Genomic DNA, 12,998 nt, shown 5'->3' with positions numbered 1-12,998 from the left:
CGTCGTAGCCGTAAAAATCTCCCAGAGAATGTATACAAATAAATCGGCCAAAGCGCAAGCGTCATAAACTGCCAAGCCTACGCAAAATGCGCGCTGGCCCTGTCTCCTGGCCCACGTGCGGACTGAGGTCGACGGTGACCGGGAGAAGTTCCTCGGTTCGACGTCCCCGGAACCGCTCGATCACCTGGCCGCTGTCGTTGCGGACAATCTCCACACAGGTCGACTCCTTGGCTCCCCCCCCGATCAGGAGGCTGGCGAACGGCTGTGCCACACGAAAGGCGGCCGAGGTCAGCGTACCCTGGGGATCATCGCCGCCACGTTCGTAGGTTCCCACCCAGAATTTCCCCTGGTGCACGCTCCACATGTCGTTGCGGCGGGCCTGGACCGTGTCTCCCTCGACCGGCTGCCCCGAGAAGGCCTCCCCTTCGGCGGTCCAGTCTTGCAAGGTGCCGGTTTCGAAGTCGAGGTTGAGCTTGCGTCCCGCGGAGTCGGTCGGCGTCGTCCCCAGCGAATCGCCACGGATCGAGGCGGCCCAGAGATCGAACCGGTCGAACTCAGCGCGGATGTTGGGCACCTCGGCGGTCACACCCAGCAAAATCCGAGAAAAAGCCGGATCCCAGTCGAGCAGGACCGGGCCGATGACGCGAACCCGGTTGACGAACACCTCGACACGTCGCGCGACCAATCGAACGCCGATCAGGTTAAAGGCATCCTTGCGGCCCGTTCGGATCGCAGGGTGGCGGACCGGGCCGATCCTGGGGCCATTCGGTTGCTCGTCGACGGTCCGAAAGCTTGGCTCGAGAAAGACCTCACCCTGATCCGTCAGTCGCACCTGGAAACCGCGTTTGATCTCGTCCTTGACGACTTCGAGCAGGATCGCCCCCCGGCTCGCAGGCTGGTCGCCGAAGACGCGGCCGACGGCCTCGACGTAAAAGTCCTCGACATCCAGGCCGTTGGTCCACGAGAAGGCCCCCGGCACATTCGCGTCGAGCCGGTAGACGCCCTCGGCATATCCCCAATGGTGGTGTGACATCTTCGCGAGTTCCGAGTCGGACTCGGCCGGCCACCCCTTCGATCGGTCGCTAAAATCGTCGAAAAATTGAAGTCGGCCGCTCGGCGGGCCAGGCACGGCCCTGGCGACCGGCTCGGCCGCCCGCGTCTGAGTGGCCGGATCAAGTCCACGGATCTCAACGGCCCGGTACTCGACAGGTAAGTTCACGTTCGTCAGGCCGAAATAACCACGGGATCGATTCTTTCCAGGGTGAGCCGCTTTCATCATAAATTCGTCAACATAGTCCAGGTCGTCGTCAAGAACGATCGAGCCGTTGAGCACGACCTTGACGGTCGAGCCTCGAACCGTGACCTCAAGAATGTTCCATTCGCCGGCGCGACGCACGTAACCCGGCATGGCGCCCACCATCCCGTAGGCCGAACCGCTGACTTGCCGGGGATCAAGATTAGGAAATGCGGCCTCGTCGATAATTTCAATTTCGCACATTCCTTCAGATGACGCGTTCCCCTTGCCAGGGTAGCGAATGGCGAGGCCGCCATTGCCGCCCGGGGACAAGTGAAACTCGACCCGCGCCACGAAATCCGAGAATGGTTTCGGATAATAGATCGTGGATTCCGTGGCGGTCCGTGCGCGGAGATGCCCGTCGTGAACCTCGAAGCTCTCGACGTCACCCGCCCAACCGCTCAAATCCTTGCCGTTAAAAAGCGGAATGAAGCCGACCATCGGTCCGGAATTGGGGGGCGGAATGGTGTTGGGCTGCGATCGCGTCAAGACCGGCTCGGTCGAGTGCGGCGCTGGGCGGGGGCTCGGAAAGAGCAGGTAGGCCGCGACGGCCCCTAATACCGTGGCCAGTATCAGAACAAGGGGGCCCGACGATCGGCGACGCCTTCTGCGGGGCGGGGCAAGCCGGGGAAGCATGGGCGGGAGCTTGTGCTCGGGGAGCGGCTCACGGCGGATTTCCTCACGGTAGTCGGTGATGAGGTCTTCGAGGTTGAGGTCGGGGTTGAACTCGGGGAAACCGGTCGGCTTGGGCCGGGCGAAGATGGAGGCTTCGGGCCCGCGACGGCCACGTGGCGCGGCCCGTTTCATCACGGTCACGGCGAACGTCTTGAGGTCGGCGCTGGCGTCGCCGGCCTCACGGACCGCCGATCGGCACGCCTCCAGTGCCAGGATGACCTCGGTGACGGACTGCGGGCGGTCGGCCGGCCGCTTGGCCATCATCCTCAGGTAAATCGCCTCGATCGCCTCCGAGACCTCGGGCCGGACAGCGCGGAGCGACGGCGCAGGCCGCTCCTGATGGGCCATCAACCGCTTGAGGACGGTGTCGCCCCCGAACGGCGGCTGGCCCGTCAGGAGAAAATACAAGGTGCAACCGATGCTGTAGATATCGGCACGCTGGTCGGCACGCTTTGCGTCGTCAGCCTGCTCGGGCGCAAGGAAGTCGGTGGACCCCATGAACGCCCCGGTCTGCGTCAGAGAGCCTCCTCCCGGCCCACTGAACGAGCTGGTCGCCTCGATCACACGCGCGAGCCCCAGGTCGAGCACCCGGACGCCCCCCGCGCTATCGATCATCACGTTGCCCGGCTTGACGTCGCGGTGGATGACGCCCTGAGCGTGGGCCGCCTCCAATCCTCGGGCCGCCTGGATCGAGCAGTGGAGCGCCAGCTTGATCGACAAGGGCCCGCCGACGTTGACGAGACGTTCGAGGTCGTATCCCTTGATGTAGTCCATCGTCAGGAAGTGAACGCCCCGGTCCTCACTCGCCTCAATGGCCGCGACGAGGTTCGGATGGCTGAGGCGACTGGCCAGCTCGAACTCCCGGCGAAACCGCTGGACCGCCTCGGGATTGCGCCCGAACGAAGGGGGAAGCATTTTGAGGGCGACGACCCGCTCCGAGGGCCGGTGCCGGGCCTTGAAAACGACGCCCATGCCCCCGACCCCGAGCTTGTCGAGCACAAGGTACTGACCGATCAGCAGGCCGGGGGCCTTCCCCTGCAACAACGCCCCTGCCTGATAGGCGGTGAGATGTCCCGTCTGGACGAGCACGCGAGCCAGCCGGGCCACGTCGCCGATCGCCCCTTCCGCAAGCCGGTCCATGTCTGAGTCCGCGACGAAATTCATCTCGCGCAGAGTCCTCAGGAACTCGTCCAGGCCCACGGCCGATTCGCCGCCGCCGCCCGATGGCTTGGCCTCCGGCCGGTGGGTGGCCGTAGCGAAATCCTCCGTCCCCTTCAGGCAACTCGGGCAAAGCCCGCTTGAAACGCCAGGCGGGACGCTCGTACCACATTCAGCGCAGGCTCGCGTCTCTGACATCGGGGCATACTCCTGGAATTCCTTGAGCGGACTTCGCTCTACCCCCAAAGAGAAGCAACCCCGGGAATTCGTGACGCAAACGTTGAGGAGAGTTCAGCCGCCGAGAGCGGCGAACAAGGCGAGAATCTCCTCATCGACCTCGGACGGGTCGTCGAGCGTCCGGGCAACCTCCCCACGGAGCAGCACTCGGTAGCGACGGCGGAGCCGCTGAGCCGAGGCCCGTGCCGCCTGCTCGGAGACCCCCAGCGCGGCGGCCACCTCGGCATAGGGCACGCGCAGGGCACTGCCCAAGAGCACCGGGCGCAACACCTCGAACTGGCGTGCCTTGCCGGAACGGACCATCTCGGCTTCGAGTTGTCCGAGCACCTGCTCGAGGAGAATCAGCGCCCATTGTCGCTCGAAGAGCCGCTCGGCGGTCAGAAGGTCGACCGGTTCGAGCCCGTACCGCCCCTCCGCCTTGAGTCGGTCGATCGAGATCAGGGGCCGACCGCCGCCGCGCTTCTTCGCACGGTCATGGTCGGCTTGATTCGCCAGGTAATGCGAGCACGCCGCCATCAGAAATGAGCGAAACTTTCCCTTCCCAGGGTCGACCGTGGCCAGGTCCCCACGTTCCAGAAGACGCGTAAAAAAGCCCTGAACGAGGTCCTGGGCGGACTCCGCGTCGTGACCCCGGCTCCGGACGAAGGCGTAAAGCGGATACCAATAAGTCTCGCAGAGGGCCGCCAGCGCCTCATGCGCCCCGCCTTGCCCCCGGTCACGGGCGGCCAGGATCAGGCTCCAGCGGGTTGTATGAAACCGCTTCATCGCGGGCACATTCGCTTCCTGATCAGCGGGCATATCTTCCATGAGCACAATATTATACGAAATCGATCCTTCAGAAAAGCACAGACTATTTTGACGCAACCGGAGGTGGTGTTCCACCCCCTTTGCCAGTGCCATGCTTCCCCACCAAATCCGTCGGAACGACCGTAGCGGATTCCCCCACCCCTCTTGCGACGGGCCTGGGCCAGCAACAGACCCATTCCCCGAGCCTGATCCACAGAGAGAAGTCCCAAGGAGCGTTTCCTCATCGACCCCGCCCCCCGCAACGCCGGCCCGGTCAAACCCGAGCGGGCCGTGACCGACACGAGTGACGAGGAACCCTTGAAGATCGCCTTGAAACGACTCCTCGACCTCATTCCGACAGCGGGGGCAACTCGCGCAGGGTCTCTTGACTTGATCCCCAAGGGAGAACGAAAGCGAATGGTCCTCCTCACAAGATCGGAACCGCCCAACGGTGAACCGCTGCAAATTTCCAGGGCAGACCCGCGAGGCAAAACCAGCCCCTTCGAGCCATGCGCCACTTCCGCAATTCCGGCAAACAAGGCGATTCATTCGACATCCACTTTCCATCCATCAATATGTTGACCCCATAACTCTTAAGTTCTCCCTCAAATTCGCCTCGCATTGAGCGAGCACCAGGGCAACCGTGGCCGAAACCGAACGTCGAGGACCGTAGAGCCAAGGCTCCAATCCCCACAAAATATATTTTTCATCCACAACTCCTAATATCTACAATTTCGAGCCTGCATGGGCGTCATGGATGAAAGTCAGGATTAGCTCATGCTGGATGCTCAGGAGAGTAACGGCCGCGAGGCCCCGTCGAAGGCAGGAAATTCCGCTCTGCTGGTGCGTCGAGGCGTGCATACCAATCGCCGGATCGACCTGACGTTGCGGATGGACAACACAGAACTGCTTCGACAGCCCAAGGCGGAGCCGCTTCGTGAAGCCCTTCTGGCCATTCCCTGGGAATACACGAAGCATTTCCATCGCCGCGTCAAAGCCAAGCGCAACCAGCCCCCGGAGCTCTTGAACCGGCTGGCCATGTCCCATGTCGCACTGGCACAAATGAACCAATCATTCGGGCTGGAGTCTCGGGCGAATTGGGCCTATCACGAGGCGATTACAATCCTCGAGCCGCTGGCCCAACTCCAACCGCGTGAAGCCTCAACTCAAGCCCTGCTGGCCCGGTGCTACAGCGAGTTGCGCCCGGCTCCTCGGGAGTTCGAACGAAGCCAGGGAGTTCGAGGCAACTGAACCCAGGCATTCCCATTGGGGAACGGACAGGCGAGTCGACTCGGCTGCCCCCCTCTTTGAAGCGACAAGCGGAACGTCCTGACGCCGCGCCGGTCGGAACCTTGCCCGGCCTCGGCGTCTCCTCACGCGATCACGTCGCGCACCACATTCCCGTGGACGTCGGTGAGCCGGAAGTCCCAGCCCTGTTATGGTTCAGTGTGAGATGGAGGCAAAGCTTCGCCCAACAAGCAATAAACTCATCAACGACTTGCGATTGAGCGGCGGCCAGAATCCGATTTCCCCCGGAGAGCGGGCACGGACCACCATCCTCATCTCCCTGCCAACACAGAAGTTAAGACGGTGGGCCGTGCCCACCCTACGGGAATTGCCAGGCCGACGATGATGCCATGGCCGATCGCATTGAAGTAGGGAAAAACGGGTTCGGCGAAGTTTTACAAATGGAGAAACCGCGGAACGATCGCCGATCTGCAATCTTGAACACGCCAGAAGACATCCATAGCGGCCAGGTCCGCTGCAGCGTGAGGATGAGGGATGGTACAAAATCAGTTGCTCATTTGAGTCTATCACAAGGAAACCGGGCCGCCTGTCTGCACCGGAGGCCGAAATTCGCGGGAGAAACTCGTTCCGACGCTCTGCGTGGGAATGCCCTCCTGGCCGCTCTGCGGCCCCACCCGCCGGGGAAGACGTCGCGGACGGCATTCCCACGCAGAGCGTCGGAACGAGATCCCGGTTTCTTTGCGACAGACTCGTTTATTTGCGTCTATTGAGAGGAAGGAGGTGAGCCGATCGTAGCACAAAACGGTCAACTTATTCGGTGCCAGCCGCCTTAGGCGGCGTCTCTGCTCGAATCCTCCAGATTGCCGGGAGGATCAGAACATTCCCTTCACCATTCGCGCCGACCATCCGCCAAGAATCCTCGTTCTCTGCGGCCGTTTCACGCCAGTTTAACGTGTCTATTTCCAGACGAAGACACGCACAGGGGAGGCTTCAAGGCCGACGAGCGGTAAAGGGGTCGCGGAAAACCCGTAGTCGCCCTCGCCGATACCCGAGAGGTTGAGCGCACAGATAACCGGCACATCGGCGCGGGCGAAGACCATGTGACTTTCGAGAGATTTCAGGGCCGAGCTATCCAGGTTGTAGTAATCGAAGCCGAGCAGGCGAACCTCGAGGTCGTCGACGAGGTGCCTGGCCGCCGCGCTTTCCAGATAGACATGATCATCCCGATATTCCTCCTGTCCCAGGAGCCGAGAATTCCGGGTCTTGAGGAAGAGTCTCGCCCGCTTCGGGATAACAAGCTTCTCCAGGTCCGCCCGCGTGATTCCACGCTCGACCGCCCCGAGATCCACGACCCGGACGGTCCCAAGGAAAGCGGTAGGCGGGATCTGGTCGACGGTCATGCCGCCCTTGAGGAAGTGGGACGGGGCATCAAGGTGCGTGCCCAGGTGGAGACCTAGTTCGACCATCGACAGGCGCAGCTTCTCCTGCCCGTAATCGATGCACTCAGAATGGACGACGAGGTCGGGATCGTCCGGGAATTTCAGCATCCCGGGTTTCAGCGGCAAACTGAGGTCCACCGCATCCCTCGGCTCGTCCGTCATGGCAGCGGATCTCCCCCCGAATCAGAACGTCAGCCCACCGAGGACGGCCGCGATACAGACACATCGCCGCTTATAGTTCTTTATAGGAACGTCCCATTTCCCCTTCCGATTCATACCGCCGGCAGAAAGCCCCCGACCATCCCGAAGCCACCGCGACGGGCCGAGGCCGGCTTTGGCGCGAGGCTCGCCGGCATCCTCTGGCACTGGCGGGAGGGGGTCCGACAGCGTCTTTTGGCCGAGCAACGCCAGCAGGACCTTGAGATAGACAAAGCCCCGCTGAACCAGTGCTACAGCGAGTTGCGCCCGGCTTCTCGAGAGATGGGACGAAGCCAAGGAGTTCGAGGCAACTGAGCCCAGCCATTCCCGCTGGGGGCGGACAGGCGAGTCGCCTCGGCTGCCCCCCCCTCTTTAAAGCGACAAGCGGAACGTGCTGACGCCGCGCCGGTCGGAACCTTGCCCGGCCACGGCGTCTCCTCACGCGATCACGTCGCGCACCACATTCCCGTGGACGTCAGTGAGCCGGAAGTCGCGGCCCGAGTAGCGGTAAGTCAGGCGGGTATGGTCGAGCCCCATCAGGTGCAAGATGGTGGCGTGGAGGTCGTGGACGTGAACCGGGTTCTCGGCCGGGCCGTTGCCGTACTCGTCGGAGACGCCGAAGCTGAACCCGCCCTTCACGCCGCCGCCGACGAGGAAGCAGGTGAAGCAGCGACTGTGGTGGCCCCGGCCTCGGGGAGTCAGGTCTTGCCAGGGCGTGCGGCCGAACTCGGAGCAGCCGACGATCAAGGTTTCCTCGAGCAAGCCGCGCCGTTTCAGGTCGTTCACTAGCGCGGCCATGGGCCGATCGATGTTGCGCGACAGAGCACGGTGGTCGTCGATGTCGTTGTGGCTGTCCCAGTTCGTGTTCGAGCCGACGTCGAACAACTCGACCACCCGCACACCACGCTCGATCAAGCGGCGGGCGACGACGCACTGGGCGGCAAACGAGCCGGGGTCGTCGGCCTTCGCGCCGTAGGATTCGAGGGAGGCAGCCGACTCCCGGCCCAGGTCGAACGCTTCGGGCGCCTCGCGCATCAGGCCGTAGGCCGTGTCGAACGTGGTCATCCGCGACGCCAAGGCGGCGTCGCCGTCGCGAGACGTGAGGTGCGCTTGATTCAGGTCGCGGAGCATCAGCCCCTCAAGCTCCCGCCTCGTCACCGACGCGATCGGGCTCTTGGCGTCGGGCAGCGGGCTGGGACCAGGGACGACTCGTACCCCCTTGTGGTAGGCGGGCAAGAAGTTCGAGTCCCAGACCTGGAACCCGTTATACGGCTCCTTGGCCGCGAGCACCACGAACGACGGCAGGTTCGTGTTGAGCGTACCCAGGCCGTAGCTCACCCACGAGCCGATGCTCGGCAACGGGATCGTGACCGAGCCGGTGTGCATGCCCAGGGTCGCGGCCGAGTGCCCGGCCGAGTCTCCGTGGACCGTATGCAGGAAGCAAAACTCGTCGACCGACCCGCCGACGTGCTCGAAGAGCTCGCTGACCATCTTGCCGCTTGCCCCGCGCGGCCGGAACTTGTACGGCGAGGCCAAGACCTTGCGGCCGCCAACCTGCTTGTCGTGGTCCTTCTGAAGCTTCGGCTTGTAGTCGAACGTATCGAGGTGGGAAAATCCCCCGGTCATGAAGAAGACGATCAGATGCTTCGCCTTTGCCGGGAAGTGACCCGGCCGGGGCGCGAGCGGATGTCCCGAATTCGCCGCGGCGGCGATCGAGAGCTGACGGTACAGCCCCAACCCGCCGGCCATGGCGAATGCCGAGGCACGGCGGAGCACGGACCTCCGGTTCGGCGATTCAGCCGCCATTGTCTTGACTCCCCCTTATCGACATCGTTTTACTTCAATCCACGTAGAGGAATTCATTTGAGGCGAGCAGCGCCCGGGTCAGGCCGGCCCAGGCCTCACGGGAGCGGCGGTCGGCGGGCACGCCCTCGTCGGCAAGGCTCCGCTCGTACTGCGACAGGAACTCCCCTGCCCTCCCCTGTTCGCCGACCGTCGGCGAACGGCCGAACGCGCGGAGATAGGCGAGCCGGAGGCGTTCCGACGGGTCGGACTGATCCGCGAGCAATCGGCCCGCGAACTGCTGCGACTGGTCGTGCACGAACGGGTTGTTCAGGAGAAAGAGAGCCTGCAAGGCGACGGTCGAGCTGTCGCGGGCGGGCGTGGTCACGCTCGTGTCAGGTCCGTTGAAGAGGGCCAGATACGGGTGCGGGTGGAGCCGTTGCACCATCAGGTAGACGCTTCGGTGCTCCGACGGGTAGAGCGCCTTGAACTGGTGGTGCGCGGTATACGTCCATGTGCTCACGGCCGGAAACGGCTGAGGGCCCGGCCGGTCGCGTTTGAGGTTCCCCCCCAGCACGAGCAGGCTGTCCCGCAAGGCCTCGGCGTCAAGAGGCCGGCGGTCGAATCGCCAGTAGTAGGCGTTGCCCGTGTCGATCGCCGCATCGGCCGAGTCGTCGTCGGAAGCAAGCTGGTAGACTTCCGAGAGCATGATCCGGCGGTGCATCGCCTTGATCGACCACCCTTGGGCGATGAAATCGCCGGCCAGCCAGTCGAGTAGCTCGGGGTGGGTCGGCGGGATGCCCCGAAGGCCGAAGTCCGAGGGGGTCGCCACGATCGGCTTGCCGAAGTGATGCTGCCAGATTCGATTGACCATCACCCGCGCGGTGAGGTGCCGAGGCGACCCCTCGGTGAGCCAGCGGGCCAGCGCGAGTCGGCCGCTGCCCGTCGCAGGCAGGTCGATCGTCCCGGCGGGCTCGAGCACCTTGGGAACCCCACGCGGCACATGCTCACCGAGCTTGCCCGGGTCGCCGCCCACCTGGAGCTTGACGTCGGTCGGAGCGCCGTCGCGAACGGCATAGGCCAGGGGGGCGAGAGCCATCGGTCCCGCCTCGGTGACCTGCTTGATCTCGCCGCGCAGTCGTCGGAGCATGCCCTCGCGTCCCCGCGTGGCTTTGGCAAGATCGACCTTCAGGGACTCGAGCGCCTTGGTCTGTTCGCTCGTCCCGGCCACTCCCGCGATAAACTCCGCCTCGGCCACCGCGAAGCCCAGGTTACGCACCCGGCCCGTCGCTTCACCGCGAGTCTCGGCCTCGGTCAGGCTCGCTTTGAGCCGGGCGAGTTGCTCGGCGTGCTTCGCCTCGAAATCCTTGACCCGGTCCGGCGGAACGAGCGGTGCGAACTCGCTCGGCTTGCGGTCTTCCTCCGCCCCGGCGAACGGATACTTGGCGCCTGCGAAGAAGCCGTAAAGTGCGTAATAGTCGCGAGCCGTGATCGGGTCGAACTTGTGGTCGTGGCAGCGAGCGCAGCGAAGGGAGAGTCCGAGCACGACCTGGCCGGTCGTGTTCAGCGTGTCTTCGATGATCTGGTGGATGTCCTCGAGCTTCCTCGTGCCGAACCGCTTTGCCTGGGCCACGAAGCCGGTGGCGATGACCCGGCGGGCGTAGTCATCGCGCGGGCCGTCGCTGGCCAGGATGTCGCCGGCAATCTGCTCGTGGAGGAACCGATCGTACGGGATGTCGGCGTTGAAGGCGTCGATCACGTAGTCGCGGTACAGGTAGGCTTCGCGAATCGGATAGTCGGAGTTATCCCCGGCCGTGTCGGCATACCGAGCGAGGTCAAGCCAGTAACGTCCCCAGCGCTCGCCGTAGCCAGGCGATGCCAGCAACTCATCGACCAGCCGCGCAAACGCGTCCGGCCGCTCGTCGGCAACGAACGCCTCGATCCGGTCGGGCTCCGGCGGCAGCCCGATGAGGTCGAAGTAAGCCCGGCGAATCAAGGCACGGCGGTCCGCTTTCGCGACCGGCTGGAGTCCCTTGGCCCGATGCTCCGAGGCGATGAATCGGTCGATCGCCTGTGCGCCCCAGCCGGTGGAATCCTCGGGGGGCAGGAGAGCCCGAAGCGGCTCGAACGCCCAGTGGGCCTGCCCTTCGATCGGCTTCGCCGCGGCGGCCTTCGGCCAGGACGCGCCGGCAACGACCCAGGCGACCAGATCGTCCTGCGCGGCCTTCGCCAGCGGTTTGGTGGGGGGCATCTTGAGCGATTCGTCGGCGTGACGGACCGCCTGAATCAGCAGGCTCCCCTCCGCGTCGCCCGGAACCAAGGCCGGGCCACTGTCGCCGCCGGCCAGCATCGCCTCCCGCGAGTCGAGCCGGAGCCCGCCACTGGCCTTTTTGGCCCCATGGCACTTCACACAAGTGCCGGCAAGCACGGGCCGCACCTTGAGCTCAAAAAAGCTCTCCGACGCAGCGTCCGTCGTACCCGCCCGGGCGGTCGTTCCGCCCGCCGCCAAGACCATTGCCAACAGCAGACTCAGGATTATTCGGCTCATTTCGGGCACCTCTCCTCGCTCGGGCCGCGGGAGCAGACCGGTTTGTTGAACAAGCTTCCAACGAAGTTACCATGGTCGCGACCGTAACGGAAGCAGGAATCCTTGGATTTCTGAGTGGAAAATTAGGCGACCGAGAAGTCGATTTCGGGCAAGCCAGGACCGGTCAGGAGGCGGCGATCAACTCGGGAATCGCCTGGCCGTTGGTGACAATCGGGGTGGGGCGGCCGGCGTGGTCCGGAATAGTGACGCTGGCGTAGTCGATACCAAGGTGCTGGTAGATCGTGGCGAGGAAGTCTTGAGGCCCCACCCGACGATCGGTCACATCTTCGCCGTGGCGGTCAGTACCGCCGATCACACGGCCGGTGGCGATCCCGCCCCCCGCCCAGATCATCGAGTTGGCGCGTGGCCAGTGGTCACGACCCGGCTGCACCGTGCCCGCCGGGGCACTCGCCTGGCCCCCGCCGCTGCTGGCGACGTAGCTGATCCGGGGGGTCCGGCCGAACTCGCCGGTCACCACGACGAGCACGCGCTTGTCGAGGCCTCGGGCGTAAACATCCTCAATCAGGGCCGAGACCGCCTGGTCGAAATAAGGAGCGCGGAACTTGAGCGCGTCGAATACGTGGTGGTTCACCGCGTGGTCGTCCCAGTTCGCCACCCGGCCGCAGAGGGGGCCGTCGAACGTGGTCGTGACCACCTCCACCCCCGCCTCGACCAGCCGGCGGGCCATCAGGCATTGCTGCCCCCACTGGTTCAGGCCATAGCGCTCGCGGAGCTTCGGATCTTCCCGGGTCAGGTCGAACGCGCGAGCCGCCTCCGGGCTGGTCAGCAGGTCGAGCGCCTGTGACTCGAACCGGTCGATGGCGTCGACCGTGCCGGAGGAGTCCAAGTCGCGTCTGAAGTCGTCGAACGAGTGGCTGAGGCGAAGCCGACCACGGAGCCGGTCAGCCTGGGAGGGGTGGGAAAGCCCCACATTCGGCACCTTAAAATTGGGCGAACTGGGATCGCCATGAAGCGCAAACGGCTCGTACGACCCGCCAAGATAAGCCGGCCCCGCGATCTGAAAGCTGTCGTACCGGGTGATCGGGTTGACCCCGATATAGTTCGGCAGCGCATGCCGGGAATCCGAGCGGAGGTAGTGGGCCACCGACATGAAGTCCGGGTACTTCGGCCCCTGCTTGTCCTGGGCATCGGGATCGCCGCTGAGCAGTTGGAGCGAGCCGGCCGGGTGGCCGCCCCCGGTGTGGGCCAGCGACCGGAGAACAGTGAATTTATCGGAAATGGCCGCCTGACGCGGAATCAGTTCCGTGAACCGCAGGCCGGGCGTCTTCGTCTCAATCGTGGAGTACGGGCCGCGAAACTCGCTCGGTGCGTCCGGCTTTGGGTCGTAGGTATCAAGGTGACTGCATCCACCGCGGAGCCAGACCACGATCACCGCCGTCCGCTCGCGCGGCGCGACGGTTGCCGCCGACGCCTCGCGAAGTCGGAGCATGCCCGGGAGTGACAACATGCCAAACCCGGCGAGGCCGGCTCGGAGGATTTCACGTCGAGAGGCATTCGCGGCCATGGACAACCTCAACTTCGTGAACAGACGCACCCATATTCTTGAACCTTAGTTTAACCGAGTTGATACCGA

At 64.3% G+C, this 12,998-nt stretch carries 7 protein-coding genes; 1 reads left to right on the top strand and 6 read right to left on the bottom strand.

Annotation, left to right across the window (positions count from 1 at the left end):
• Positions 1–61: 61 nt before the first annotated feature.
• Entirely contained in the window at positions 62–3,325 is a 3,264-nt protein-coding gene (locus V5E97_RS05735) for a protein kinase domain-containing protein (protein WP_406698332.1), read from the bottom strand.
• A 93-nt stretch (positions 3,326–3,418) separates the two neighbouring features.
• Positions 3,419–4,162: an RNA polymerase sigma factor gene (locus V5E97_RS05730; RefSeq protein ID WP_406698331.1), complete on the bottom strand. Its 744-nt coding sequence runs from the start codon at positions 4,160–4,162 to the stop codon at positions 3,419–3,421.
• 765 nt (positions 4,163–4,927) lie between these two features.
• Between V5E97_RS05730 and V5E97_RS05725 the strand changes: the two genes are divergently transcribed.
• The gene (locus tag V5E97_RS05725) at positions 4,928–5,401 is read left to right on the top strand and encodes a hypothetical protein (protein ID WP_406698330.1); all 474 of its coding nucleotides are present in this window, start codon (positions 4,928–4,930) and stop codon (positions 5,399–5,401) included.
• Positions 5,402–6,354: 953 nt separating this feature from the next.
• Here V5E97_RS05725 and V5E97_RS05720 read toward each other — a convergent pair.
• From V5E97_RS05720 to V5E97_RS05705, 4 genes are all read right to left on the bottom strand, one after another.
• On the bottom strand, positions 6,355–6,999 hold the full coding sequence (locus V5E97_RS05720) for a cyclase family protein (protein ID WP_406698329.1): 645 nt from the start codon (positions 6,997–6,999) through the stop codon (positions 6,355–6,357).
• Between the two features lie 474 nt (positions 7,000–7,473).
• Positions 7,474–8,841: a DUF1501 domain-containing protein gene (locus V5E97_RS05715; protein WP_406698327.1), complete on the bottom strand. Its 1,368-nt coding sequence runs from the start codon at positions 8,839–8,841 to the stop codon at positions 7,474–7,476.
• Positions 8,842–8,875: 34 nt separating this feature from the next.
• A complete protein-coding gene (locus V5E97_RS05710; RefSeq protein WP_406698326.1) occupies positions 8,876–11,365 on the bottom strand; it encodes a PSD1 and planctomycete cytochrome C domain-containing protein in 2,490 nt (829 codons plus the stop codon).
• Between the two features lie 163 nt (positions 11,366–11,528).
• On the bottom strand, positions 11,529–12,929 hold the full coding sequence (locus V5E97_RS05705) for a DUF1501 domain-containing protein (RefSeq protein ID WP_406698325.1): 1,401 nt from the start codon (positions 12,927–12,929) through the stop codon (positions 11,529–11,531).
• Positions 12,930–12,998 lie beyond the last annotated feature (69 nt).

It is taken from the genome of Singulisphaera photorubra, assembly GCF_045290345.1.
Taxonomy (GTDB): domain Bacteria; phylum Planctomycetota; class Planctomycetia; order Isosphaerales; family Isosphaeraceae; genus Singulisphaera.
This window is presented reverse-complemented; position numbering and strand designations above follow the sequence as displayed.